This is a genomic window from Limnohabitans sp. Rim28, assembly GCF_000293865.2.
Lineage (GTDB): Bacteria > Pseudomonadota > Gammaproteobacteria > Burkholderiales > Burkholderiaceae_C > Limnohabitans_A.
In genome coordinates this window covers 97,067-123,367 of sequence record NZ_ALKN02000009.1, presented here as the reverse complement: position 1 = coordinate 123,367, position 26,301 = coordinate 97,067, and the positions used below count along the sequence as shown (strand labels likewise).

Genomic DNA, 26,301 nt, shown 5'->3' with positions numbered 1-26,301 from the left:
TCTTCGTCTGCATCATCAGCGGGCCAACCATTGTCGATTGTCACCATGAACCATTCCCTAGACGAGACCATCGCCTTCATCCAATCTTGTGAAACATCTTGGTCGCGAGACACTTCGCCGCCTTGGGGCATCCACGACATGGACCCCCCGCCCTACAACCGCTTATACGGTCCTGTCCATGGGCGTGGTCCTGTTTCTGGCGTTTTGTTTCACAAAAACCAGATGTTGGCCGAGTGGGGGGAGCCTCACAAGGCTGACCTGACGTTCAGCGTTGCCAAAACTTACTTGGCCCTTCTGGCAGGTCTGGCATTTGACCAAGGGCTTTTGAAAGATGTTCATACCCCGGTTGTTCAACAATGTCCGGGTATTGGTTTTGAGGGCGATCGTTTGTCGCGCATCACTTGGCACCATTTATTACAGCAAACCAGCGAATGGGAGGGGACTTGCCTAGGGATCCCGGAACAAGTTGACCGTTACCGTTGGCTGGCCTACCAAACCGGACAAGCAGAAGGAACCAAGGGCGACGCCAGACCCCTGGGCGAACCGGGCACTCGGTTTGAATACAACGACGTTCGCATCAATCAATTGTCTTTGGCCTTGCTCCATTTGTTCAAGAGACCCTTGCCTGAGGTGTTTGAAGAATTTTTCAGAAAACCTCTGGGGTGTTCAGATGCGTTTCAATGGCTGGGTTACGAGCAAGGTTTAACCCAAGTCAATGGCCAACGCATGATGTCGGTGCCGGGTGGCAGTCATTGGGGGGGTGGGATTTCCATCTCGGCCATGGACCAGGCGCGCATTGGCCTGATGCTGATGGGACAAGGGCAGTTCAATGGACAACAAGTGTTATCAAAGCAATGGCTACAAATGATGCAGCAGCCTTGCGATGTCGCGCCCTATTATGGCTACCTGATTTGGTTGAACAAAGATGGGGCATTGTTCAAGGATGCGCCACGCAGTTCATGGTTTGCCATTGGTGCGGGTTCGTCCATCACATGGGTTGATCCCGTGCTGGAATTGGTGTGCATCATGAGGTGGATTGACGCTGCCAAAACCAACGACTGCATAGCCAAGGTGATGCAATCTTTGGGTGCCCGGTAACTGCCTGCTGACAGGTTCAGTGTGTATGGCTGGTGGCTCATTTTTGCGGATGAAATCCGCGTTACACGCGCTCATGGCTGGGTTTGACTTGTTTGATTGAAAAAATTCAACAAGGATGCAAGCACTTCGGTTGGCTTTTCGCGCTGCGGAAAGTGTCCGGCATCGGCAATCAAAACGCGCTCGTACACACCGCGAAAAAACTTTTCTTTGCCCAAACTGCTGCTGGGATGATTGACACCATCTGCATCGCCGTGCAGTAGCAAAGTGGGAACGTCCAAAACAGGCGCTGGATTGAGTAACAACTCTTCGCTTGCATAGCGTGGATCTGCTGGCGCATGCCCCCATCGGTGGCAGTAGGAGTGCAGGGTGATGTCGGCCCAATCGGCGTTGTCAAAGGCCTGCGCGGTGGCCAAAAATTCTTCTTGCGCATACCAACCCGGTGGAGACCATGTGTCCCACATGGTTTGGGCAAAATGGCGTCCATCTTCACGCACAGTTTGCTGGCCCCGAGGCGTCGCCATGAACCAGTGGTACCAATAATTGCGGGCCTGCAAAATGCTCAATGCCTGCTGAGGATCGTTGGTGCCGTAGGCGACCGACAACATGACCAAATGGCTGGCAACACCAGGCCTCAGGCCACAGGCAATGGCCACTGCGCGTGCGCCCCAATCATGGCCGACGAGTGCGGGTTTTTTGAGGTCAAGTGCGTCCATAAACTCAAGCAAGTCGCAGCCCAGCGAGGCCAGTTGACCGGTGCGTGGCGCATCGTCACTTAAAAACCGAGTTGGCAAAAAACCGCGCAGTGCAGGCACCAGCACGCGCCAACCAGCCTCGGCCAGGCCCGGTGCAATGGCTGCCCAAGTGCGTGTGCTGTCTGGCCAGCCGTGCAGCAACACCACGGTTCGGGATGCATTTGGATTCCACTCCTCATAGCCGATGCGCAGCAAGGATGTGTCCACGAATTGAAGGGCTGGCACCATTTTTTCTTTCAATGTGTTTTATCAAGATCACAGGCTTCTTGCGCCAGAAGCCAGAAAACCACCATCGACCGGCAAGACAACCCCTGAGGTGTAAGCAGCAGCTTCAGACACAAGGTACATGACCGCAGCGGCAATTTCTGCGGTGGCGCCGTAACGGTTCATGGGGATGGCTTTGGTGTACTCCTCGCGGAAGCGATCGTTGTGCAATGTGCGGGTCATGGGGGTGTCTACTGGCCCTGGGGCGACGGCGTTGGCGGTGATGCCATGCTCGGCCAATTCAACAGCCATCTGTCGCGTTAAAGCGATGACGGCTGCTTTGGACGTGCCGTAGGCTGTTCGCCCGGAACCCACCGCTCTCATGCCTGCCACGGACGCGATGTTGACGATCCGGCCCCATTGCTTGGGCAGCATGAGCCGTGCTGCGGCTTGTGAGCACAGCAGTGTGCCCGTGACATTGACATTCATCGTGGCGACAAAGTTATCAAGGGGGAAGTCTACAAAAGGAAAAACCTTGGCAATGCCGGCACAGTTAACCAAGATGTCGCAGCGGCCTAGGTCATTGCCAATCATCGAGAAGGTTTGGGCAATGGACTCTGAAGATCCCACATCAAGACTCACCGCCATGGCTTTGCCGCCAAGCCCTGACAACCGCTGTGCAGTTGCGTTGGCCTCTTGCCTATTTTGATCGGCCACCAAAACAAAATGTCCAGCTGCAGCGAGGTGCGCGCAAACCTCCGCACCGATGCCCATGGCACCACCGGTCACCACGGCAACGCGTTGTTGAGGACTGGTTTTTTGATTCATGACGGGCCTCTCATCCAGCAAAAAAATGCAAATCCCAATCGGGTGATTGGGCCATCATATGAATTTTCGAAAGGCTGATCAACCACGTCCTTTCTGACTGGTTTTATTGGAGTGGCCGCTTGTCGCCAGGGGCTAACACGCATCAATGTTTGTCAATCACAAGACAAGCTTCCTGGTGCGTTCTGGTACGCTGTCCAGCTTCAAAATTCTTCAATCAGGACTCACCGTGAATTCATTGACCTCTGAACAAGCACTCAAAATATGTCAAGGCGCACTCAGCGCTGCCAGGTCGGCCCAGTTCAAACCTATGGGTGTTGTGGTTCTTGACGCATCAGGACAGTTGATGGCTTTTGTCCGAGAAGACGGCGCCAGCATGTTCCGCTTTGACATCGCAAGAGGCAAGGCTTGGGGTGCTGTGGGCATGGGCGCATCAAGCCGTGCTTTGGCTGAACGCGCCAAAGACAACCCTAACTTTTTTGTTGCATTGGCCGCTACGGCTGAAGGCAAGTTTTTAGCGCAACCTGGCGCAGTTCTGATCAAGGATGCCAGCGGCCAAATTCTGGGTGCAGCCGGGGCCAGTGGCGGCACAGGCGATGAAGACGAGCAAATTTGCGTCGCCGGAATCCAAGCTGTTGGCTTGCTTGCAGGGTGAACATTTCACCTGCTGCGAACTGCCCTTGGTTTCAGGCCAAGCCTGACATCAGGGCCTGAGCGCTGTCAGGCGTAGCGCTCAGACTCTGGGATTGGGGTCACTTGGATGTTGAAGACGACATTCTCGACAAGACGTTGAAAACCGACGCTGTGTCGTGTTCCCCGTGTCCCAAAGCCATGGCCGCGTTGTAGACCGGAACAGTCGCTGCAAATACCGGTGCTGGCACTTGCGCTTGGGCCAATGCTGCCGCAATCAGGGCCATGTCTTTTTGCCAAATGGCCACTTTCATGGTGGGGTGGGTCCAGCCAGCATCTTCCATCAGGGGGCCTCTGATTTGCAGCATCCTAGAGCCACCAGCGCCGTCGGCCAGAACTTTGACGGCCCGTGATGGTGCAATCCCCCAACGTTGCCCCAACAAGAGGGCTTCAGCCGTGGCAACGTTGTGGATGGCCACCAGCAAATTGGCCATCAGCTTCATCTTCATGCCGTTGCCAAAAGGCCCCAGATCGAAGCAGTTTTTGGCAAAGCCTTCAAAAACCGGCGCCAGGCGTCTTATGGCCGACCGTGGTCCGCTGGCATATACCGTGAGGTCTTTGACCGCAGCCTGAGCCCCTGTGCCGGATAAAGGGCAATCGAGCATCGGTATCGAGCGGGACTTCAAGACATCACGCGCCGCTTTTTTGTCTTGAATATCCAGTGTGCTGGTTTCCATCACGACCAGTTGTCGGTTGCCACTGGCAGCGATCTGTTGGACGGCATCGTGCAATGCCTGCGGTCCGGGTAAAGCGCAAATGATCACGTCCACTTCGGCTGCCATCGCAGCGGTATTGGGCTGTGGTTGGCCGCCTGCAGCCTTTAGACGCTTGAGCGCTTTGGGATTGGGGTCATAGCCGGACACTTGAAAGCCGGCTTTGACCAAGTTGCTGGCCATGGCCAAGCCCATGATGCCCACGCCCAAGACGCCAATGCGTCTGATGGGCTGACTGGGTTGTTTTTTCCGTGGTTTGGCCGCAAGTTGGGTCATGAGCCCAGACCTGCAGTCAAATAGACCTTTGAAGAAAAGGCGGTTGAACGCAAAACAATCACTTGAGGCCTTCAATCCACTTTGATGTTCAGGTCGTTGACCACTTTGTTCCAAAAGGCGTAGTCGGAGTTGGCCACAGCGTCCAAAGCGGCTGAGGTCGTGCCGGTGGGGGTGAGGCCCAAGTCCAACATGCGCCCTTGAATTTCGGGCGTTTTGACAATCTTTACGATTTCAGCATTGAGCTTGGCGATCACATCGTTGGGCGTACCCGTCGGGGCAAAAATGCCGTGCCAAGAGCTTCCGATGACGCCGTTGACATCGAGGTTGGCATCAAATTCGGTCATGGTGGGCACGTCTGGCAAATTCGGAATACGCTGTGCACCCGAAATACCCAGTGCCTTGACTTTGCCTGTTTTGATCAGTGGAATGGCGGTTGTCGAAGCTTCTACAGACAGGCTGATCACACCGCTCATCACATCGGGCGAAGGGTTGGTTTTATAAGGTACGTGGTTGAGTTTGATACCCAGTCTTTGCGACCAAGCTTCCAAAGCCACATGGGGTTGTGAGCCAACACCCAGAGAAGCGAAGTCGATTTTTCCGGGATTCTTTTTGGCGTAATCGACCAGCTCGCGCATGTTGTTGTAAGGCGCTTTGAGGGTGGCGGTCAACACATGCGGAACCAGCAGCAGTTGGCTGACGGCTTTGAAGTCACGTGGTGGGTTGTACTTGGGATCCCGGTAGACATTGGGTGCAATCGCGTGGGATGCTTTGACACTGTAAAACAAGGTATAGCCGTCAGCAGGCGTGGCGGCTGCAGCCAAAGCGCCAATCATGCCGCCGGCACCGGGGCGATTGTCGATGAGCACGGGCTGGCCCATGGCGGCACTCAGCTTATCGCCGATCAGCCGTGCCACCACATCTGGAGACACGCCTGCTGGGAATGGCACGATCAAACGAATCGGACGGTTGGGGTAAGCCGCTGTTTGGGCAAAAGCATGGGGGAGTGCCAGGCCGGTGGCCGCAACCGCTGCTTGGGTGAGTAATTCACGACGTTTCATAGGACAGGTCTCCAGTTTTATGGGCAAATCAAAACAAAAAATCGGGGATGTCATCCCCTCTGCGCAACGGACGAACAGACGGGTTGCATTGACAACTTTGAAAAACCTTCAATGCGCCAACCAGCTTGTATGTCTGAACCGTGTTTTTACACAGTGTCATCCCTGAAACAAGACGCGCAGGTTACAGGTTCAAGGTGCAGACTCTCAAAAAGCAACGGACATCTACCAAAGTGCTGCTGCCCGGGTGGCAGGTCACATGGAGGTTGATGGCGTTCAATACCGGTCCACTGTTCAATTCATTTGGCGTATTTGGGCAGGGGGTATTGCAACGCATGCATGATCAATGGGTTTTAAAACTCATTTCAAAGCCATCATGAAAAGACGTCACTGCTTGCAAGCGGCTTTTTTAACGGGCCTGTCTACGGCCATGTTGCAAACTTCCGTGTTCGCGCAGGCGACCACGGTCGATGTTTGGAAAGATCCTCATTGTGGTTGCTGCCAACTTTGGGTTGAACATTTGCAAGCCAATGGGTTCAAGGTCAATGTGCGCGACGTGGGCAATACCGCTGCGCGTCAACGATTGGGCATGCCTGAAAAATTAGGCTCATGCCACACCGCGACTGTGCTTGGCTACGTCATCGAGGGCCATGTCCCAGCTGCTGACATTCGCCGTCTGCTCAAAGAGCGACCCACGGCTCTGGGCCTGGCTGTGCCTGGGATGCCCATCGGCAGTCCGGGTATGGACGGCCCCGAATACAAAGGCAAAAAAGATGCCTTTGATGTGCTTCTGGTGCAAAAAGATGGCAGTGTCAAAAGCTTCCAGCGTTACCCCGCGTCAGGGCGCATGGTTTAAGCCAGTGTTTTCAAATGGTGGGCTCCCACTTCGGTCTTTTCAATGAAACTGTCTCCTTATTTAGAGCGTGAATTGCGCTCGGACCATGCCGGCGAAACCGGTGCTGTGAGCATTTACCAAGGGATCGCGGCGGTCGCCAAGTGGCGCGGCGATGAGGCCATGTTGGCTTTTGCGCACATGCACGGCACCACCGAGGCAGAGCACTTGGCATGTGTCGAGATGTGGTTGCCAGTGAACTTGCGAAGCGCGTTTTTAGGACCATGGCGTTGGGCGGGTTGGTTGACAGGCGCTTTACCCGCATTGTTTGGATCGCATGCTGTCTACGCCACGATCGAAGCGGTTGAAACCTTTGTTGACCGGCATTACCAACAGCAGATCGATCACCTTCATCAACAGGGTGGCCCTGAAGGCTTGTTGGAACTCTTGGTCAAGTGCCAAGCGGACGAACAGCACCACCGGGATGAGGCAGCTGCCTTGGCAGGTCCTTCGCGCCATGGGCTGTTAAAGGCTTGGTGTTGGATCGTGGGTTGGGGCTCGGAAGTGGCCGTGGTTTTCGCACGACGTGTTTAATGGTTCTGAATCTTCAAAACATTATGAAAAGGCCTCATGAATCACACCCCTAGCTCGCCACACGACGAGGGCTCTGCGGGGCGTTCGCTTTACAACCTCATTTATTGCAGCTTGGCGGCGCCAGCGATGCATCCCGGTGAAGTTGCCAAGATCATTGCCACGGCAAAGCATTACAACCCTCGCCATGGCATCACGGGTTTGTTGGTGTACGGCAGTGGCATTTTTTTCCAATGGCTCGAAGGTCCCCGTGACAAGGTGTCTACCCTGATGAAGATCATTGCCGATGACCCTCGCCATTTGAATGTGGTTGTGCTGAGTGAAGAGGACGAAATCCGTGACCGATTGTTCCCGGATTGGGACATGGAGCTGGTGGAGGCGTCTGAGATCAGCGACGTGCTGGAGGGCGCCTTGAAAGAAGCCTCTGACGACAAACAAAAGCAGATGCTGTCTTTGCTGCTGAGGGAACTCAAAAGTCGGCCGCCTGCGGCTTGAAGCAACTGATTTTTGTCGATGCACCTGGTTTTCAAGCGCGCTCATTGCCGGCTGATGGGGCGCCTAAGCTGAACACCCCGTGCCGCATCAAGCGTGAAACTTCGGATTCAACCAGCTCTTGGATCAGTGTCAGTTCTCGACTGATTTCTGTATTCATTCGGGTGGCCAGCACCAAGATGCGGTTGAGTTGAATGCCAGAGATTTCTGACATGGTGATGTGGGTGTCGTTAGACAGGTCTTTGAAAACCGACACGGGCATGACCGTTGCCCACGGTCCACGCGAAATCAATTCACGAATGGAGTCGACGGAATCAATTTCGGAGTGGACATTCAGTGGCATGCCCAAAGGCTGCATTTGTTTCTCAACCAAGTTCCGGTGCAAACTGGTCATCAGCAGCGGAATGCGTGTCAAGTGATTGACCGAGACGACCGATCCCAAGCGCATGGATTTGTTCGAGACCAATGCGAAAGGTTCACCCAATAGCGGCAGATAAGACAAGTGCCGTCCGGGGCCCGGGTTGGTCATGATGGCCATATCGATCACGCCTTTTTCGAGCCAATCCATCAAGGCGGGTGTGAACGCCTCACGCGTCCTCAATTCGACGTTGTCCAAAATATTGAAGCAGTTTTCGAGCAGTCCTGGCAGCAAAACCCTGGCCAAAGTGGGCGACACCCCCAAAACTATTCGGGCGTTTTGCTTGTCTTTTTGATGCGACAAACGTTGGCGAAGCATGGATGCTTCGTTCAGGATCCTCTGCGCAGACTCGTAAAAAGTCACACCAGCGGGGGTCAACAGGACGCCTCTTGGCATGCGTTGCAAAAGTTGGACACCCATGTCCTTTTCAAGATCACGCATTTGACGCGTGAGAGCCGGCTGTGCCAAAGGGATGGCTGCCGCCGCTGCGGTGAAGCTGCCAGCGTCAGCAATGGCTAAAAAGTATTGAATAGTTCGTAAATGCATGCGTTCATGGCTTTTTGGTATTTCAATATGCTATGGCAAAAAATGAAAAGAGTATTGGACAGCTTTGGATTCCACTTTTAATCTTTGAGAGAGTTGTTGGAATCAACCCTGTTTGGAGACAAAAAATGAATCAACTGATTAAAAAAATCCGTACGCTTGCATGGCTGGCTGGTTTGGGCATGGGCGCCATTTGCAGCGCGCAGACGGCCTATCCGCAAAAACCCATCAAGATGATCATTCCGTTGGCTGCTGGCAGTGCTGTTGACAATGCCGCTCGTGTCTTGACGCTGAAGATGGCTGAAAACATGGGGCAAGGCTTTGTGATCGAAAACATCGCGGGCTCCTCTGGTTTGATTGGCGCCGAGCGAGTGGCCCGAGCGGCCCCTGACGGGTACACCATTGGTGGCTACAACGACAGCATTTTGACCATGGTGCCGCATCTGATTCCCAAGATGCCTTGGAACGCATTGACCGACTTTGAGCCCATTTCTTTGGTGGGCACCATTGAATGGGGTTTGGTCGTCAAGGCCGATGGCCCCTACAAAACTTTGACAGATTTCTTGAGTGCTGCCAAAGCCAGCCCCAACAAGCTCAATTACAGTTCCGGTGGAAACGGCAGCCCACAGCACATTGGTATGGCGTTGGTGGCCAACCGGGCCAATGTCGATTTGACGCATGTGCCTTACAAAGGGGCAACACCTGCTGCTGTTGCTGTGGCGGCAGGCGAGGTCGATGCGGCCATGCAAGGTCTCGGCACGGTGACTGCTTTGATTCAGTCGGGCAAGCTCAGGCTGTTGGCTGTTTCAACACCCGCTCGTTTGGCCCAATACCCTCAGACGCCTACATTCACCGAAGCAGGTCTGAAAGACTTTACTTTCAATTCGTGGTTTGCCATGGTCGCACCGGCTGGAACACCCAAGTCCATTGTGGACAGACTCAGCGAGGAGTCGCGCAAAGCCATGAACGATCCAGCGACTCGCGAAAAACTCATTGGTTTGGGCGTTACGCCACGTGGCACCACACCCGCTGAGTTCGGTGCGGCGACCCGCACCCAATTTGAGTTGTACCGCAAACTGATCCAAGAAAAAGGCATCCGTGCTGAGTAAGATTTTTCAATGAGTTCTTCTGTTCATATTTCATTGAGTGCGCTTCAATCCTTTATTGAAGCCGTCTTTATCAGTCAAGGTATTCCCAATCAGGATGCCAGTTTGATTGCACAGCTGATGGCTGAGGCTGACTTGCAAGGATCAGACGGACACGGTGTCATCCGTTTGCCTCAATACATCAAGCGAATACGCGCAGGCGGCATCAATAAAAATCCCACCATTCGCGTGGTTCAAGAACGGGCTGCCATGGCCGTTTTGGACGGTGACAACGGCATGGGGCACTTGGTGGTTTCGCAGGCGGTTGATTTGGCCATCCAAAAAGCCCGCGAAACGGGTGTGGCATGGGTCAGCACGCGATTCAGCAACCATGCCGGCCCCGCTTCGATTTATTCGCGGCGCCCTCTGCAGCACAACATGCTGGGTCTGTACTTTGCCGTTGGCAACGCCAATCATTTGCCGCCATGGGGTGGTACAGACATGTTGCTGTCCACCAACCCTATATCTGCGGGTATTCCCGCTTCAGAGGAACCCCCCGTTGTGCTGGATATGGCGACCACGGTCGCCGCTTATGGCAAGGTGAAAGCCAAAGCCAAGCGCGGGGAAATGATGCCGCCAGGATGGATGATTGACCGTCAAGGTCAGCCCTTGTTGGACCCCAGCAAAGCAGGCGATGGTTTCTTGTTGCCCATTGGTGAACACAAAGGCTATGGTTTGGCCTTGGTGGTGGGCCTGTTGGCGGGCACCTTGGGCGGTGCCGCCATGGGGAAGGATGTCGTTGACTTCAACGCAGACCATGTCAGTGTGACCAACACAGGCCAAGCGATACTGGTGATCGACTTGTCCGCTTTCGGTGACCCCGAGCATTTCAAGCTGCAGGTCGATGCTTTGGTGCGCGATTTGCGAAACAGCGAAAAATTGCCGGGTGTTGAACGGATTTGGGTGCCCGGCGAGCAAAGCCACGACAAACGCGGGCGATACCAGCGTGATGGCATTCCATTGGCCCCTGCTTTGGTGGCCGATCTCCATGCATTGGCTGTGGAGTTGGGTGTTGCCCCCTTGAATCACGACGAATTGGCATGATTTGGCGCTGATCTGCGCATCTTTTAAAGGAGTCCCTGTGAAACACGCTGTTCTTCAACCTGATCAACTCAAAAGCCATGACCGTGGCGGTGGGGCGCGCACAACGCCATTGGTGCTGCCTTCTTTGGGGGCGACAACTTTCATCAACGGCATCACCGAATTTGCGCCCAACACTGCCATTCCCTTTCACTCACACAACTGTGAAGAAAGCGTGATGTTGCTGACGGGGCATGCTTTTCTGGACATTGATGGCGAGGTGCATGAACTCAAGCCGCATGACACCACATTCATTCCCCCCAACGTGCCACACCGTTTCCGCAACAAATCGGACACTGAGCCGATGAAGATTTTTTGGACGTATGCTTCTGTCAACGCCACGCGCACGTTGACTGAGAGCGGTGAAACTCGGCCTATTACCGCTGAGCACAACAAATAAACGCTTGTTTTTCAACGGCCAGCAGGTGGGCACAGGGGCTTGAATGGGTTTCAGCCATACATGCTTCTTCGGCCCACCCATGGATTTAAAAAAACGGAGACACCGTGATGCTTTTCTTTCCCCAAGGCCAGAGTGTTGGCTTACCCTTTGGTGCGCGTCGGTCGGATCGCTGGTTCGCTCGCGCTTTGTTTTTGAGCACGGTGATGGTGCTGGGCACTTTTGCACACAAGGCCCATGCCCAATCCAATGCCACTGATTTCCCGAACAAGCCGGTGCGTTTGGTGGTGCCGTTTGCGCCTGGCGGCCCCACTGACTTGATGGCACGAGCGATCAGTAAAAATATGGCGGTGTCTATGGGCCAACCCGTGGTGGTCGACAACAAGCCGGGTGGTGGGGGCTTGATTGGTTTTGGTGAAATCGTCCGGCAGCCCGCAGACGGTCACACGCTCATGTTCCCTTCTATCTTGGCCGTCACCAATCCGGCGCTGATGCCGAATTACCCCTACGACATTCCCCGAGATTTCAGTGCGGTCACGGTGGTTGGGTTTATTCCCCATGCGTTGGTGGTCAAGCCCGACTTTCCGGCCAAAGATCTGGCTGGCTTGGTGGCCCTTGCCAAAGCGAAACCTGGCACCATGGCTTATGCCTCTTCTGGCAACGGGACTTCAGCACACTTGGCTGGAGCCATGTTTGCCTCTCGTGCAGACATTCGGGTCACACATGTGCCCTACCGAGGTGCCGGTCCTGCATTGCAAGATTTGCTGGGTGGACAAGTGCAATTCATGTTCTTGGACATGAGTTCGGCCTTGTCCCAGATTCAAGCTGGAAAACTGCGTGCTTTGGCCGTTGCACCGGCGCGTCGCTTTGAAGGCTTGCCCGATGTTCCCACCATCGCTGAGCAGGGCTACCCCGGTTTTGATATCCGAGCTTGGTACGGTTTGATGGCCAAAGCTGGGACACCACCCTCGACTTTGGACCGATTGCATTCAGAGGTGAAAGCCGCATTGGCGACCCGCGAAGTGAGAGATCTTTTCAAAGCCCAAGGCATTGAGCCCGGCGGCATGCCCCCAGCTGAATTTCAGCAAATCATTCGCACTGACTTGCAACATTGGAAACGCACAGTTGAACAACTGGGTATCAAACTGGAATAAACAAACCCAAAGGCAAGACCATGCGTGTGGCGATTCTTGACGACTATCAAAATTGCATTCATCAACTGAACTGTTTTTCAAAATTGGCCAAGCACGATGTGGTGGTGTTTCAAGACACGGTCACAAACACCGAATTGGCCGCGCGTTTACAGGACTTTGATGCGGTGGTGCTGACGCGTGAGCGCACGGCCATCAGCGCAAGCTTGTTGGACCAATTGCCCACTTTAAAACTCATCAGCCAAACAGGAAAAATCGCGGGTCACGTTGACTTGGCGGCTTGCACGGCGCGGGGTGTGGCGGTGTCAGAGGGTCAAGGAACGGGTGCAGCGACAGCTGAGCTGACTTGGGCCTTGATCCTGGCCAGCCGACGTCACTTGTTGAGTGAAGCGCGACGCATGCAAGAAGGTCTGTGGCAAGGGCACTTAGGACAACAATTGTCCGGGCAGCGCTTGGGCGTGTGGGGTTATGGACGCATTGGTCGGCAAGTGGCCTCTTTTGGACGGGCTTTCGGCATGCAGGTTTGGGTTTGGGGTCGTGAGGGCTCCATGAGCAGAGCCCAAGCCGATGGGTTCGAGCTGGCCCCTTCACGCGCTGAATTTTTAGCCGCCAGCGATGTGCTCAGTCTCCACATCCGCCTGAACGATCAAACGCGCGGTTTGGTGACCGTGGATGACCTGACTTCCATGAAAACCAGCGCCCTATGGGTCAACACCAGCAGAGCAGAGTTGGTGGCCCCTGGGGCCTTGGTGGCGGCTTTGCAATCTGGTCGCCCGGGCTTTGCTGCGGTGGATGTTTATGAGTCCGAACCTGTTCTATCGGTTGACCACCCCATTCTCAAATTCCCCAACGCGCTGTGCACCCCTCACATTGGTTACGTTGAGCGTGACAATTACGAGCATTATTTTGGAATGGCTTTCGACAATGTGAATGCTTTCGCGCAAGGCAAGCCTCAAAATTTGGCCAATTCAGAGGTCGTACCGAGCTTTTCGTAGTCTGGGTCTTTTCGGTTTTGGGTCAGCTTTTGGGGGAAACGCCATTTCAAAATTGTGAGTGTTCCAGTTTGAAATGGGTATGTTTCAAATCGGCATCACCTTGATAGCCACCTTGCTTGGGTCAAATAAGCATATTTTGGATTTTTCCAAACAGTTGTATCCATAAGCCTTTGATGACTGTGTGGGTATCGTGCGAGAATGAGGCATGAACAAACTGCAAATCTCCAAAATTCGGAACATCTCTGCACGCTACTACGCAGTGGGCATATTGGTTTTTTCTGCTGTCCTGTGCGTCATTGCCGTGATTGTGGTGTTGGTCCACCGAAACAGTTGATCCGCCGGCGGGCGGTTTGCTCGGCGGGATCTCTGTCGCGCGCTGTGAGACCTTGTCTTTTGGGACAGACCGCTAAATAGGTGCTGTTATTCGTCTTTAAAAGCAGGCCCTTCATCAGCGGCGCAGCTCGGTGGTTCGAGCCTCTGCGCAAGCCCTGAATTTTCTGACCAATGATGGGCAACGCGACAGTGTGGCTGTGGTCCCTCGACCGTTTTTGTTGGACGCCACCGATCCAGCGCGTCAGCTCTTTGCATTCGCCCTCCAAGGGATCCACGGTCAGCACACCTTTGTTCAGCCCAAGTCGGGCATCCTCAAAAGATTGGGCGGCGCAAGCGCGTGAATTTAGCCCTCGCTGCGCAATTCCACCCGTCGAATTTTTCCGGAGATGGTCTTGGGCAGCGTGTCTCTGAATTCGATCTCTCTGGGGTATTTGTAGGGCGCGGTTTGTTCTTTGACGAAGTTTTGAATCTCCACAGCCAGCGCATCTGACGCGGTGTAACCCTTGGCCAAAATGATGAAGGCCTTGACGATTTCGCCACGCAATTCATCGGGTTTGCCAACCACGGCGGCTTCGGCCACGGCGGGGTGTTCGATCAGCGTGGATTCGACTTCAAAAGGACTGATCCGGTAACTGGAGGATGAGATGATGTCGTCCGAGCGGCCCACAAACCAGATGTAGCCGTCTTGGTCTCGCTTGGCGGTGTCGCCGGTGTAATACCAGCCATGGCGAAATGATTTCGCGGTGGTTTGAGGGTCACCGTAGTAGCCCCTGAAAAGTCCCGGCGGGTAAGGGTCTGTGACCTTCACCGCAATATGGCCCACCTCATCATCGGCCACCACTTGACCGTCATCGTCGATCACATCGACCTGCAAGCCTGGACAGGGTTTGCCCATCGAGCCGGGGCGGATGGCCATACCCGGAAAGTTGGCCACGATGTTGATGGTTTCCGTTTGGCCATAACCGTCGTAGATGTCGCAGCCTGTGGCCAGCTTCCAAGCCCGCATGGCTTCGGGGTTGAGGGGTTCGCCAGCACCAAAACAGTGGCGAAGCGAACTGAAATCAGCGCCAGATAAATCGGCCTTGGCCATCACGCGGTAAACGGTGGGCGGCGCGCAAAACGTGCTCACTTTGTATTTGGCAATGATGTCCAAATGCATTTGCAGATCAAATCCTTCTCCGTCGTACAGCACGATGGTGGCACCAGCTGTGAGCGGGGGGTAGAGCAGGCCCCAGGCGGCTTTGGCCCAGCCGGTATCGGTCAAGGTCCAGTGCACGTCACTTTCGCGCAAGTCTTGCCAGTAGCTGCCGGTGATCGAATGGGCCAAGGCATAGGCATGGTCTCTTTCGACCATCTTGGGCAGGGATGTGGTGCCCGACGTGAAATAAATCAGCATGGACTCTTCAGACCGCGTGGGCTCGATCTTGTCGCGGTCGATTTGGGCCGATTGCGCCGCGCACAGGTCTTCAAATGAATGCCAACCGGCTTGGCTGTCGCCCACCAGAATTTTGTGTTTGAGCGAGGGGCAAAATGATTCGATCGACTCCAGGGCTTGGGCGTGTGGGGTGCCCACCACGGCCACCGATGCGCCGGATCGGTTGACCCGGTACTCCAAATCTTTGGCTTTGAGTTGGTTGGTGCCAGGCATGGCAATGGCCCCGATTTTGGCGCAACCCAACAGCACAAAATACCATGCTGCGATGCGTGGGAGCACCACCAAAACCGAGTCACCTTTGCCAACACCCAATGCCAACAGGGCGTTGGCAAAACGATTGGACTCACGTTCAAGGTCGCTGTAACGGTAATGCGTGACGTTCTGGCCGCTTCGGTCGATGGCGATCAGGGCCAGCTTGTCACGGGTCTGTGCACGCTTGTCCACCACGTCAAAGCCAAAGTTGAAAAACTCTGGAACGGAGTAGGAAAAATTGGCGCGAGCGGCTTCGTAATCAAAAGCAGGAAATGGCGTTTTCATCGGATCAAGTGGGGCTTGAAAGTTTGTCGATAGAGTTCTCTCGGATTCGCAAAATCAGCAAGGCCACAACGCCGCTGGCAATGAGCCACATGGAGACATGGATGGCCTTTTGTGAAATGGCATACGTGATGCTGGAATAAGTGAGCCAGGCGCAAACGGTACAAAAAACCAGGGGCAAGATGGGGTAAAGGGGCACTTTGAAGGGCCTGGCGGTCTGGCGGTCTGTTTGCCTCAACCAGATCAAGGACAGACCCACCAAAAACAAGAAACCCCAAAAAACAGGGGCTGTGAACTCGACCATGGCAGAAAAGCCGTCGGCTTCTTGGGTGCCCAAAATGATCAAGCCCATGCTGATGAGGGCTTGCAGCAGCAAGGCTGGTTTGGGGCTGCCGATGTTCAATTGCCATTGCCCCAGTTTGCGCAATGCTTTCCAGTCGGTGCCAACCGCAAAATTGGTACGAGCGCCGACAAACATGGTGGCGTTGATGCTGGTCAGGGCAGCAATGGCCACGAACAAACCCAAAGCCTTTTGCGCCCAAGGACCGAAGGCCAAACCCAGCAGGTCGGCTGCTGCGGTTTTGCTTTGACTCAATCCATTCAAGCCGAGGCCAAAAATAAGTGCCACATTGACGAGCAAATAAATGGCGGACAAAGCGATCATGCTGGCCAGAATGACCCAGACCATGGTGCGCGGTCCACCTTGGAGTTCGGCTGAGATGTAAGCGGATTCATTCCAACCGCCAAAGGTCAGCAAGACAAAGACCAAACACAGACCCCATTGTGAGGCTGCGGGTGCTTGTGCGAACCATTGGATAGCGCCGGAAGCGGGCGCATCAACCCAAAAGCCCGCCACCACAATGGCCAGCAATCCCAGGATTTCGGTCGCAGTCAGCCAATTCTGAATTTTGGAGGAGGCGTGGATGCCCAGCAAATTGACAGCCGTCAGAAAGACCACGACACCCATCGCCCAGATGGCACTGGAAAAAGCACCCAAGGGCAACAGTGTGCTCATGTAATCACCGAAAACAAAAGCCAACAGAGCGATAGATCCCGTATTGATGATGGTGGCGCGAGACCATCCATAAATGAATGAAAAATCACGCCCAAAGGCGCGCTTTAAAAAATGGTAATCACCACCAGCACTGGGGTAAGCCGTGCACAGTTCTGCATAGCACAAGGCGCCGATGATGGAAATGAGTCCCCCCGCAACCCAAAGCACCAAGGCCCAGCCAGCATCGCCGCTGATGCCCGCCACCATCGAGGGTGTTTTGAAAATGCCGGCGCCAATCACGATGCCGACAATCAGGGCAATGGCTGACAAAGGATGAAGCAAGCGCAGCATGTTGACGGGAGCGGTGTTGTCAGCGTTCATGGTCTGAGAAAAAGTGAGAAAGTTCGGAAAAGCAATAGATTACTGACGAACGCCTTCAATGGAAGCGTTTGTGAAGCCTGAACTCACACTGCCGGTCATGCGCTTGCCCTCCACCTTCCCCGTGAATGTGTGGACAGTTTGGTCGGGCGTGCTGAAGCGGAATTTGAGTTCTTCGCCCTGAAGTCTTGCGCCCATCAGCGCTTGAGTCACGCCGCCACGGGTCATGGTGCCGCCAATGTGTTGAAAGGTTTGGTTCATTCTCAAGCGCACAGGGCCGCCTTCGAGGCCCGTGATGACCCAGTCACCTGCAACTTGCGCAGGCACCATCCAGTAATAGGCGCGTGAGTACTCGTGCTGCATGGTTTCGTCAGGCTCCCAATCGCCCATCGTGAAGGCGTGCGACACGACGCGTGTACCAGGCTTCATTTTGAGCAAAGTGGGTCGAAGCTGAAGGTTCAGATGTGGCATCAGGTAAAGCGTGACGACAGTCGCTGATGTGAAGTCTTCTTTGAAGATGTCGCCAGTGATGATGCGGACCTTGTTGTTCAGTCCTGCCTCATTGACCTTGCGACGGGCAAATTGGGCCATGTCGGGGTTGTACTCAATGCCCACCGATTGCGCGCCAAACTTGCGCGCAGCCGTGATGGCGATGATCCCGTCACCTGATCCCAAGTCGAACAAGCGGTCTTGTTCGGTGACTTTGGCGGCTGTCAGCATTTTGTCGATCAGACCTTCGGGTGTGGGGATCCAGATCACATCTTTGCCCGCTTGACCCCGAATGGGTTCATACGCGGTGTTGGGGCTTTTCGGGTCGGTTGATGCAGCTGTTGAAGAGGCTTGAGCCAGAGACATGGAACAAGCCATCAGTGTGGCCATAAAAAAACGCATCGTTGGCATTCAAAACTCCAGATGTTGAGATTCAGATTGGTGCTTCAACAAAATGCTGAAGCCCAACCCCATACGGTTGAATTAAACCATTTCAAAGTGCGACTTTGATGAGCTGCGCAAGACAGTGGCGTTCCGTATAAACCCTTGGTTTCAACGATTTTTTTCGTGAAAATTTTGCGGTGAGGCCGTGAATAAACAGGGCATGGACAAAACCTTTTTAAAAAAAGTTTATGCGCTTGCTCAAAGCGTACATGCCCTGATCTTTGGCTTGTAGAATCTGCGCCGTTTGGTATAAAAATCGAATCTTTTTGGCTGTCAGCATGAATCGGTGCGCACCATAAAACATGGATCAATCCAGCGGATCTCATTTTCGACGGTGCTTTTAAACCACCATTCTGATGTGCGAATTTTTATCGCACCTTTGTTGACATGATCAAAACCATGAATCCTCACGTTGCCCATCCATCTTCAAGCCCTTGGAGTTTTCTGCCATTCGCACTCACGATATTCACGAGCGCTTTTTTGCTGTTCCAAGTTCAGCCCCTGTTGAGCAAGCAAATACTTCCGTGGTTTGGTGGCAGTCCTGCTGTTTGGACCACAGCGATGCTGTTTTTTCAGACCTTGTTGTGCTTGGGTTATTTGTATGCACATGCCTTGGCCAAGGTGCCCTCTCGCCAGACACAGGCGCGAATTCATGTGCTTTTGTTGGTGATTGCTGCCCTGTTGGCCTCTAGGGTATTGCCCGGTACAGAGCTGCGGCCAGAATCCCCCGACTCGCCGGTCATGCAGGTGTTGTTGATTTTGGGCGCAAGTGTGGGTTTACCTTACTTTTGCTTGGCCACCACCGGACCCTTGGTTCAACACTGGTTCACCAGCACGGCACATGCATCGTCTGTTTTCCGCTTGTACGCATTGTCCAATGTGGGTTCATTTTTGGCTTTGTTGTCTTTTCCTTATGTGTTGGAGCCATGGCTCGAACAACAAGAAATGGGGCAACTTTGGACCGCAGGATTTTGGGTGTTTGCCCTGCTTTGTTTGCCGGTGGCTTTGGGGGCTTGGCAAAACAAGCCTGAGACCTCTCCTGCCGCCAAAGGGCAAGGCGAAGAAACCTCCATGCGCCAAGCCGCAGAACCCACCGAGACGCAACCCGCGTCATCGTTGGCACAGCGGTTTTCCTGGATCGCTTTGCCCGCATTGGCCTCATTGGTTTTCATTGCAGCCACCGATCAAATCAGCCACGACGTGGCGCCAGAGCCCAGGTTGTGGATTTCCACCTTGGGCCTTTATTTGGTCACGTTCATTTTGACCTTTGACCACCCCCGGTGGTACCGCCCCAAGTTGTTTGCCTTCTTGACCTTGGTGTTGCTGCTGGCCACCGCGGGTCTGAGTGACATACCGCGCTGGTTAGGCATTGAGTGGGACTATGGCGTCAACGAAGTGCGATGGTCGCATTTCGCACTGTTGTTTGTGGTGTGCATGTTGTGTCATGGTGAACTCTATCGCCGCCGGCCCGAGGACCCACGTCGCTTGACCGAGTTTTACCTGTGCATGTCCGTGGGCGGAGCGTTCGGTGGTTTGTTCGTGACCTTGGTGGCGACCCAATGGTTTGACGATTACCACGAGTGGTTGATGGCCTTGGTGTTGGTGGCCTTGTTGGCCTGCCAAGTGTTGTTTCGCTCAAACTCAAAGCGTCCTGGCTTGGGGGGGCGTCTTGTGGGCGTGTTCACGGCCATCGTCATGGTGGCTTTGTTGGTGGCCATGCAAAACCCGTGGTCTTGGCGCGAGGTGCGCAAAGCGGACCGCACAGAAGTGCTGTTGGACCAGGACAGAAATTTTTACGGCACGGTTTCCGTCAAGGAACGCCGATTTTTGAACGAGCCCGAGCGCAACGACAGGGTGTTTTTCAGTGGCAACGTCACCCATGGTCAGCAGTTCTTGTCGGAGTCCCTTCGCCATGTGCCCACCACTTACTACGCACGCGACAGCGGGATAGGCGAGACTTTGCTGTGGGCCATGTCGCAAAAGCCGAATCTTTCGGTCGCGCTCATCGGTTTGGGCGCTGGCACCTTGGCCAATTTTGCCCGGGAAGCCGATGCTTACGATTTTTACGAGATCAATCCTGCTGCCGTTCGATTTGCCCAAGAATGGTTTGACAACCTGTCGTCTTGCAAAGCGCGCGAGCAAAATATTTTGCTGGGTGATGCGCGTCTGCGCATGGAGCAGTTGCCCAAAGACAAGTTGTACGACGTCATTGTTTTGGACGCGTTCACCGGCGGATCGGTGCCCATCCATCTGCTGACGCGGGAAGCCTTTCAGATTTACCGCGATCACCTCCAACCTGACGGTTACATTGCCATCAACATCACCAACGCCTATCTCAACCTGTACCCCGTCGTGAAGGCGCAGTCAGAGGGCCTGGGCATGGCGTTTCGGCACAAGTCCCAAGCCGCTGACGAGGTTCGCAATATACGCAGAAACTTGCACTTCATCATGACCCAGGATCAGGCTTACTTGAAAGCCTACCCTTCTGTGAACCGAGAGGTGAGGGATGCTGCGGGCCGGTTCTTGCGGCATGAACCTCAAGACCAACCCGGTTTGAGGTTGTGGACCGACCAATTCAGCAGCATTGCACCCATTGCCAAATGAGGGCTTAAAGGCCGAATTCTCGTGTTTTATTTTTGCATCAAATGCTTATGAAATGTAAGGATTCGCCTTGATTTCACTTGGTTGATCGAACGTGCTCGCTTAACATGGATTGGTTTTCACCTTCAACATCAAAAACCAGGAGTCAAACATGAAAACCCGTCGTCAAGCCCTTATTCAGAGCGCCAGCGCTGTTGCCGCTTTAGGTTTGGGCCACTTGCCTGCATTTGCACAAGCCATCCCAGAGACTTTGCGAATTGTGGTGGGCTTTCCACCGGGTGGCACCACCGACGCGTTCGCGCGTCGCATTGGTGAGAAGCTGCGCGGCGTTTATGCCACCAACATCATCATTGAAAACCGCCCGGGTGCAGGCGGCCAAATTGGTGTCTCGACCTTGAAAGCCGCAGCAGGCGACGGTGCCACCATGCTGTACACACCTGCTTCCATGTTGACGGTGTACCCGCACTCTTACTCCAAGTTGCCTTACTCCCAGGCCGATGTGGCGCCCATCAGCATTGGCCACGCCACCGACCATGCTTTTGTGGTGGGCCCAGCAGTGCCTGCTGAAGTGACCAATTTGCGCCAGTATGTGGCCTGGGCCAAAGCCAATCCTGGCAAAGCCACTGTGGGTAACCCGGGCGCTGGCTCCATGCCGCATTTGTTGGCGGGCCGTTTTGCACAAATTGCCGACATCCAATCTTTGAACGTACCGTTTGCAGGCTCTGGCCCTGGCGTGCCTCAGGTTTTGGGTGGGCAAATCACGTCCATGTCATCACCATTGGGCGACTGGATCCAGCATCACGCCACAGGCCGCGCACGCATTTTGGCCACATCGGGCCCGAATCGCTCCACCTTTGTCCCCAATGTGGCCACTTACCGCGAGCAGGGTTTTGACGAACTGGTCATGCGTGAATGGTTCGGTTTCTTCTTGCCAGCCACGGCCTCAGCCGCTGTGCGTGACCGCGCCTCTAATTTGCTGCGCGCCGCCTTGTCTCAGCCCGATGTCGCTGAAGCGGTGGCACCTTTGGGTGTGCAGGTCACGCCCACCACGCAAGAGCAGTTTGCCGAACGCATGAAGGCCGACACCGAGTTCTCTGGCCGATTGGTCAGGGCGCTGGGTTTCCGCGCCGATTCCTGAGCCCACACCTTGAGCTTGAGTTAAAAAAGGGGCGCTTGTTTAAGCGCTCCTTTCTCATGAAAGAACAGGTTTTGGACCCATCCAAAGGGCCATCCTGAACGGCTCCGGGAATCGAGGAGGCTCCAGCAGCGACAATCTTGCGCAACGCCGCAGGGCAAGTTGTGACCGTCGCAGGTGCACGTTTTTTACGTTCGCTGGAAAACTGATTTTCCGCTTCTGTATTGTTGATCAAAGGCTTTTTCTAAATACTCATAGAAATCTAGTTCAACCATTGAATACAACACGTTTGTCCATGAACCGCACCCTGATTCGCGGCGCTACAGTGATCACCATGGACACCTTGGGTGATTTGCCTTGTGCCGATGTTCTTGTAACGGACGACAAAATCACACAGATAGCCACCAAAATCAATGCCGATGACGCACTGCTGGTAGATGCTGGAGGCTGCATCATGATCCCTGGTCTGGTCAACGCGCACATGCACACATGGCAAACTGCATTACGCGGTCTGGCTGCCAATTGGACACTGCTGGAGTATTTTAAAAAAATGCATGCCGGTTTGGCCACTGTGTTTGAGCCCGAGGATCTGCATATTGCAACGCTGGTGGGTGCGCTCAATCAGCTCAACTGCGGCACGACTACGCTGGTGGACTGGTGTCACAACAACAAGACACCGGCGCACAATGACGCAGCCATCTCTGCTTTACTGGAGTCTGGCATTCGCGCAGCCTTCTTTCACGGCACCCCAAAACCCGACCCCAAGCCGGGCGAACAACCATTTTGGGCAGTTCCTCATCCACGCACTGAACTTGAGCGTCTGCTCAATAAGTATCAAGGTCATGAATTGCTTAACGTGCACGCTGCTGTGCTTGGGCCGCACTATTGCACCCTGGCGGTAGCCCTCCACGACTTTCAAATGATCAAGGCGCTTGGAGTTGTGGGTTCCTTGCATCAAGGTGGAGGTGCTGCTCGCACGCCAGAGGGTTGGAATCAACTGGAAGCCGCTGGACTCTTGGGAGAGCAAATCAACATCGTGCACGGTCACGCACTCAGCGACGCGCAGCTTCAACGCTTTTGCGATTTAGGGATGAGTTTCTCTGTTGCGGCGGAAAATGAAATGACGCAAGGCCATGGTTATCCGATAACTGGGAGGCTGCGTCGTCTAGGCAAGGCCCCGTCCCTAGGTGTTGATCTGGAGAGTGTGATGGGAGGTGATATGTTGACCCAGGCCAGGGTGGCTTTAGGGATGCAGCGTAGTCTGGATAACTTTGAATACCGTCTCGTGCACGACAGCATCCCTCCAACATCCACTGTGAATACGCGTGAAGCGTTACGCTGGGTCACCGTGGAGGGCGCTCGCATGCTGGGACAACTCCATCGAATTGGCACGCTCGCAGTAGGCAAGCAGGCCGATCTGGTGCTGATTCGCTCCGATGATCTGAACATGCAGCCTATGCATGATCCCGTCAACACCGTGGTGATGCAGACCACGCTGGCCAACATAGACAGTGTGATGGTTGCAGGGCGCTGGAAGAAGCGCCAAGGTCGCTTGCTGGATGTGATTCTGGCGCCCAAACTCGCAGCTTTGCAGGCATCTGGAAAAAAGATCATGGCCGGACTGGGTTTGGTCGCCAACGGATTCTGAAAAATGAAACCAAGTGGTCGAGATTCATGAAATCACACAATTTTTGAAAGAGGTTCGCACCATGAAGATCCATTTTTTGGGAATCGGCAAGATGGGGCTACCCATGGCAATGCATTTGGCGGGTGCCGGTCATGCTCTAACGGTCAATGATCCCAGTGAGGGTCGCTTGGAACTGGCGATTGCGCAGGGCTTGACTGTTGTGAAAGACGGTGCGGCTGGAATAGGTGCTGCGGATGTCGTTTTCTCTTCGCTCCCCAACGACTCGGCGCTGTTGGCTGTAGGTGTTACTGTCGCAGGCAGTGCACGTTCAGGGACGGTTTTTGTGGACACCAGCACGGTCTCACCGTCTGCCTCGGCCAAGGTAGCCCTTCAGTTGGCGGTCCAAGGCATCGAGTATGTGCGTGTGGCGGTTTCAGGCAACAACAAGATGGCCGAAGATGCCCAGCTGACTGTTCTGGCGTCCGGACCCCGTTCTGCTTACACAAGGGTGCTGCCGCTGCTGGAGGCTTTGGGGCCCAACCATTTTTACCTTGGCGATGCCGAGCAGGCTCGCTTGATGAAGCTGGTCGTTAACCTCATGATCGCTCAAACAAGCGCCATGCTGGCAGAGGCGCTCACACTTGGGCAAAAAGGTGGATTGGAATGGCAGGACATGTGGAAAGTGTTGACAGTCAGCGCTGTTGCCTCTCCTATTGTCAAAGCTAAGGCTATGCAATTGGAAAATCGGGACTTCACGCCCACCTTCACAGTGGTGCAGATGATCAAAGATCTTGACCTGATTCTTGATGAGGCCGTTGCCCACAGCATGACGCTTCGGCAAACGGCGATGACGCAAGCCTTAATGCATTCGGCAGTAAACCAAGGCTTTGGCCAGGATGACTACGCGAGCATCATCCAAGTCCTGGAACGCGAGGTGGGCCTGGGGCCGGCCATAAAAGATCGATTCGACTGATCTCAAGAAATGCACCGATGCAATCATTGATGTACACCCCCCAGCCTGCTCGCGTTATTTTGGCAGAGGAGCGTTGAACCAGTTGGCGCAAGAAATTGACATCCTCGGCTCCAAAAAAGCTTTGATTCTTTCCACCTTGTCTAGAAAACGGAAGTGGGTCTAGGGTGTCGCAAGGGGTGGAACTGTCGGATTTTTTGCCTTAGCTACCGCCAAAGCGTCCGGACCATTTTTTCTCGTAATCCATTTGCTGGAAGTGCTCAACAATGAAGTCAATGAAGGTGCGCACTTTGGCTGATAGATGCTTGCGGCTGGGATAAGCCACATTCACCGTGAGGTGCGGTAAATCCCAATCGTCGAGTAAAGGAACCAATCGGCCGGCCACCATGTCTTCGTAGACGATGTAAGTGGGCTGGACCAGGATGCCCAAGCCGTCGAATGCGGCGGCGCGCAAAATCTGACCGTCGTTGGACTCAAGCAATCCCTTGACCTGCAATGTTGTGACATCACCATCGCGCGTGAAGCGCAGTTCATTGGGCTTGTTGGCATAGGTGTAGATCAGGAATTGGTGCTGCTGAAGATCATCCAATGTTTTAGGCTTGCCATTGCGCGCCAGATAACGGGGTGAAGCAACAAGTATCCGACGTGTTCGGGCGAGTCGCCTTACAGTGATGTTGGAGTCGGGCTCGTACTCCCGTGTGCGTATGGACACATCGATGTTGTTGTCGATGATGTCTAAGTAGCGGTTAGCTGCTTCCACATGAATTTTCACGTTGGGATAACGCTCGGTGTAGGCGCGCAGCAATGGCGCAATGTGTTGCATAGAAAAGGAGAGCGAAGCTGTTATCCGCAAAGTCCCTGAGGGGTTAAGTGCGCTGGCGTTGACGGCATCTTCAGCGTCCTGCAGATCGGCTAGCACTGCCTTGGTGCGGTTGAAGAAATCCTGTCCAGTGTCTGTTAAATAAAGACGCCGAGTATTGCGCTCAACCAGGCGAGAGTCCAGTCTGCTCTCTAAAGCCTGAAGGTGTCGGCTTGCCGCCGCATTGGACAAGTTAAGTGCTTCAGCGGCACGGCTGAGGCTTCCAGTCTCAGCAACCTGGATAAAGAGCTGGATTTCTACGAAGCGGTCCACACGTTCTCCTTTCTGGCACTTTAACTGGATTTTTTTCGCTAGGCGGAAAAGACATTTGCGTCAGCTAAGTTTTTTGAATCGCGTTGAGCGTTTAAAGTTCAATCACCCTAGTATAAAAAGCAGGAGACCGGCGCATGCGCAATCTCAACGAGGACACCATCACCCAAGCTGTGATCGAGCGTTTCTCGAAAACACCTGATCCTCGACTCAAGGAAATCCTGAGTAGCTTGATCCAGCACTTGCACGCCTTCGCGCGCGAAGTCAAGCTGACCGAAGAGGAATGGTTTAGGGGCATTGATTTTCTGACACGGACCGGCCAAAAGTGCGATGACAAGCGCCAAGAATTTATCCTTTTGTCTGACACCTTGGGGTTGTCCATGCTGACGGTGGCCATGAACAACAAGAAGCCCGTTGGATGTACAGAAGCGACCGTATTTGGGCCCTTCTATATTGAGGGCGCCCCTTCTTACCAAAACGGACAGGATGTTGCCAATGGCGCCAGTGGCATGCCTTGTTGGGTGCGTGGCCATGTCCTTGGGCTGGACGGTCAGCCAGTGGCCAATGCCACCATCGAGGTGTGGCAGGCCGATGCGGACGGCAATTACGATGTGCAGTACGCGGATTTGGCCCACCCTCAGGCACGTGGTGTTTTGCAATCGCGAACGGATGGTAGTTTCGACTTTAAAACCATTTTGGCAGAGGCTTATCCAATTCCAAGCGATGGGCCCGTAGGTGAAATGTTGCGTGCTAGCAATAACCACCCGTGGCGACCGGCACATTTGCATTTCATGATCAAAGCTGAAGGCTACGAGACTTTGATCACGCATGTGTTTCGCGATGGTGACCAATATCTGGATTCGGATGTCGTGTTTGGCGTACGGCATTCACTGGTGGTCAGTTGGAAGCAACAATCCAACGGTGACCATCTGCTTGAATTTAACTTTGTACTGAATCCACTGCAGTAGTTTTTGA

25 protein-coding genes are annotated in these 26,301 nt (G+C 54.2%); 16 read left to right on the top strand and 9 right to left on the bottom strand.

All coding sequences use genetic code 11. The annotated features are described in order from the left end of the window. Positions 1 to 45 precede the first annotated feature (45 nt). Entirely contained in the window at positions 46 to 1,098 is a 1,053-nt protein-coding gene (locus tag B472_RS11720) for a serine hydrolase (RefSeq protein WP_019427120.1), read from the top strand. Positions 1,099 to 1,169: 71 nt separating this feature from the next. On the opposite strand, the gene B472_RS11715 is transcribed toward B472_RS11720, so the two are convergent. Further along, on the bottom strand, positions 1,170 to 2,078 hold the full coding sequence (locus B472_RS11715) for an alpha/beta fold hydrolase (protein WP_040505962.1): 909 nt from the start codon (positions 2,076 to 2,078) through the stop codon (positions 1,170 to 1,172). 27 nt (positions 2,079 to 2,105) lie between these two features. Continuing rightward, positions 2,106 to 2,882: an SDR family NAD(P)-dependent oxidoreductase gene (locus tag B472_RS11710; RefSeq protein WP_019427118.1), complete on the bottom strand. Its 777-nt coding sequence runs from the start codon at positions 2,880 to 2,882 to the stop codon at positions 2,106 to 2,108. Positions 2,883 to 3,108: 226 nt separating this feature from the next. Between B472_RS11710 and B472_RS11705 the strand changes: the two genes are divergently transcribed. Further along, on the top strand, positions 3,109 to 3,534 hold the full coding sequence (locus B472_RS11705) for a heme-binding protein (RefSeq protein ID WP_026039568.1): 426 nt from the start codon (positions 3,109 to 3,111) through the stop codon (positions 3,532 to 3,534). A gap of 97 nt (positions 3,535 to 3,631) precedes the next feature. Here B472_RS11705 and B472_RS11700 read toward each other — a convergent pair whose 3' ends face one another. Together B472_RS11700 and B472_RS11695 are read right to left on the bottom strand one after the other, a co-directional pair. Further along, the gene (locus B472_RS11700; RefSeq protein ID WP_019427116.1) at positions 3,632 to 4,558 is read right to left on the bottom strand and encodes an NAD(P)-dependent oxidoreductase; all 927 of its coding nucleotides are present in this window, start codon (positions 4,556 to 4,558) and stop codon (positions 3,632 to 3,634) included. Between the two features lie 71 nt (positions 4,559 to 4,629). Then, complete coding sequence (locus B472_RS11695; protein ID WP_019427115.1) at positions 4,630 to 5,616, bottom strand: tripartite tricarboxylate transporter substrate binding protein; 987 nt, start codon at positions 5,614 to 5,616, stop codon at positions 4,630 to 4,632. A 373-nt stretch (positions 5,617 to 5,989) separates the two neighbouring features. On the opposite strand from B472_RS11695, the gene B472_RS11690 reads away from it, so the two are divergent. Genes B472_RS11690 through B472_RS11680 form a run of 3 tightly spaced genes read left to right on the top strand, consistent with a single transcriptional unit; the run spans position 5,990 to position 7,531 of the window. Next, positions 5,990 to 6,469 carry a DUF411 domain-containing protein gene (locus B472_RS11690; RefSeq protein WP_050995457.1) on the top strand — a complete coding sequence of 160 codons (480 nt, stop codon included), beginning with the start codon at positions 5,990 to 5,992 and terminating at the stop codon, positions 6,467 to 6,469. A 42-nt stretch (positions 6,470 to 6,511) separates the two neighbouring features. Next, positions 6,512 to 7,039 carry a demethoxyubiquinone hydroxylase family protein gene (locus B472_RS11685; RefSeq protein WP_019427113.1) on the top strand — a complete coding sequence of 176 codons (528 nt, stop codon included), beginning with the start codon at positions 6,512 to 6,514 and terminating at the stop codon, positions 7,037 to 7,039. A gap of 36 nt (positions 7,040 to 7,075) precedes the next feature. Further along, a complete protein-coding gene (locus tag B472_RS11680; RefSeq protein WP_040505945.1) occupies positions 7,076 to 7,531 on the top strand; it encodes a BLUF domain-containing protein in 456 nt (151 codons plus the stop codon). Positions 7,532 to 7,562: 31 nt separating this feature from the next. On the opposite strand, the gene B472_RS11675 is transcribed toward B472_RS11680, so the two are convergent. Next, the gene (locus B472_RS11675) at positions 7,563 to 8,492 is read right to left on the bottom strand and encodes a LysR family transcriptional regulator (RefSeq protein ID WP_019427111.1); all 930 of its coding nucleotides are present in this window, start codon (positions 8,490 to 8,492) and stop codon (positions 7,563 to 7,565) included. Between the two features lie 125 nt (positions 8,493 to 8,617). Here B472_RS11675 and B472_RS11670 point away from each other — a divergent pair, with 125 nt between their 5' ends. The 6 genes from B472_RS11670 (at position 8,618) to B472_RS17440 (ending at position 13,591) form a co-directional block, all read left to right on the top strand. Beyond that, positions 8,618 to 9,598, top strand: a complete 981-nt coding sequence (locus B472_RS11670; protein WP_019427110.1) for a tripartite tricarboxylate transporter substrate binding protein — start codon at positions 8,618 to 8,620, stop codon at positions 9,596 to 9,598. Between the two features lie 9 nt (positions 9,599 to 9,607). Next, positions 9,608 to 10,678, top strand: coding sequence for an Ldh family oxidoreductase (locus tag B472_RS11665; protein WP_040505944.1), 1,071 nt, complete (start codon positions 9,608 to 9,610; stop codon positions 10,676 to 10,678). Between the two features lie 37 nt (positions 10,679 to 10,715). Further along, the gene (locus B472_RS11660; RefSeq protein ID WP_019427108.1) at positions 10,716 to 11,114 is read left to right on the top strand and encodes a cupin domain-containing protein; all 399 of its coding nucleotides are present in this window, start codon (positions 10,716 to 10,718) and stop codon (positions 11,112 to 11,114) included. 107 nt (positions 11,115 to 11,221) lie between these two features. Then, on the top strand, positions 11,222 to 12,265 hold the full coding sequence (locus B472_RS11655; protein WP_019427107.1) for a tripartite tricarboxylate transporter substrate binding protein: 1,044 nt from the start codon (positions 11,222 to 11,224) through the stop codon (positions 12,263 to 12,265). A 20-nt stretch (positions 12,266 to 12,285) separates the two neighbouring features. Beyond that, entirely contained in the window at positions 12,286 to 13,257 is a 972-nt protein-coding gene (locus B472_RS11650; protein WP_019427106.1) for a D-2-hydroxyacid dehydrogenase family protein, read from the top strand. A gap of 205 nt (positions 13,258 to 13,462) precedes the next feature. Then, positions 13,463 to 13,591, top strand: coding sequence for a hypothetical protein (locus B472_RS17440; RefSeq protein ID WP_019427104.1), 129 nt, complete (start codon positions 13,463 to 13,465; stop codon positions 13,589 to 13,591). Between the two features lie 342 nt (positions 13,592 to 13,933). Here the strand turns inward: B472_RS17440 and B472_RS11640 are convergent, their stop codons facing one another. Genes B472_RS11640 through B472_RS11630 form a run of 3 tightly spaced genes read right to left on the bottom strand, consistent with a single transcriptional unit; the run spans position 13,934 to position 17,786 of the window. Then, the gene (locus B472_RS11640; RefSeq protein WP_019427102.1) at positions 13,934 to 15,562 is read right to left on the bottom strand and encodes an acyl-CoA synthetase; all 1,629 of its coding nucleotides are present in this window, start codon (positions 15,560 to 15,562) and stop codon (positions 13,934 to 13,936) included. A gap of 4 nt (positions 15,563 to 15,566) precedes the next feature. Beyond that, positions 15,567 to 16,934: an APC family permease gene (locus B472_RS11635; RefSeq protein WP_019427101.1), complete on the bottom strand. Its 1,368-nt coding sequence runs from the start codon at positions 16,932 to 16,934 to the stop codon at positions 15,567 to 15,569. Positions 16,935 to 16,973: 39 nt separating this feature from the next. Beyond that, positions 16,974 to 17,786, bottom strand: coding sequence for a cyclopropane-fatty-acyl-phospholipid synthase family protein (locus B472_RS11630; RefSeq protein ID WP_238147438.1), 813 nt, complete (start codon positions 17,784 to 17,786; stop codon positions 16,974 to 16,976). A gap of 639 nt (positions 17,787 to 18,425) precedes the next feature. Here B472_RS11630 and B472_RS11625 point away from each other — a divergent pair. The 4 genes from B472_RS11625 (at position 18,426) to B472_RS11610 (ending at position 24,200) form a co-directional block, all read left to right on the top strand. Continuing rightward, positions 18,426 to 20,468 carry a spermidine synthase gene (locus B472_RS11625; RefSeq protein WP_133176088.1) on the top strand — a complete coding sequence of 681 codons (2,043 nt, stop codon included), beginning with the start codon at positions 18,426 to 18,428 and terminating at the stop codon, positions 20,466 to 20,468. Positions 20,469 to 20,616: 148 nt separating this feature from the next. Beyond that, positions 20,617 to 21,603, top strand: coding sequence for a tripartite tricarboxylate transporter substrate-binding protein (locus B472_RS11620; RefSeq protein ID WP_026039563.1), 987 nt, complete (start codon positions 20,617 to 20,619; stop codon positions 21,601 to 21,603). 292 nt (positions 21,604 to 21,895) lie between these two features. After that, positions 21,896 to 23,248 (top strand): amidohydrolase family protein, encoded by a 1,353-nt coding sequence (locus tag B472_RS11615; protein ID WP_019427096.1) that lies wholly within the window; start codon positions 21,896 to 21,898, stop codon positions 23,246 to 23,248. A gap of 61 nt (positions 23,249 to 23,309) precedes the next feature. After that, a complete protein-coding gene (locus B472_RS11610) occupies positions 23,310 to 24,200 on the top strand; it encodes an NAD(P)-dependent oxidoreductase (protein ID WP_019427095.1) in 891 nt (296 codons plus the stop codon). A gap of 199 nt (positions 24,201 to 24,399) precedes the next feature. Here B472_RS11610 and B472_RS11605 read toward each other — a convergent pair whose 3' ends face one another. Further along, positions 24,400 to 25,329 carry a LysR family transcriptional regulator gene (locus tag B472_RS11605; RefSeq protein ID WP_026039562.1) on the bottom strand — a complete coding sequence of 310 codons (930 nt, stop codon included), beginning with the start codon at positions 25,327 to 25,329 and terminating at the stop codon, positions 24,400 to 24,402. A gap of 134 nt (positions 25,330 to 25,463) precedes the next feature. Between B472_RS11605 and B472_RS11600 the strand changes: the two genes are divergently transcribed. Beyond that, a complete protein-coding gene (locus tag B472_RS11600; RefSeq protein WP_019427093.1) occupies positions 25,464 to 26,294 on the top strand; it encodes an intradiol ring-cleavage dioxygenase in 831 nt (276 codons plus the stop codon). Positions 26,295 to 26,301: the final 7 nt, after the last annotated feature.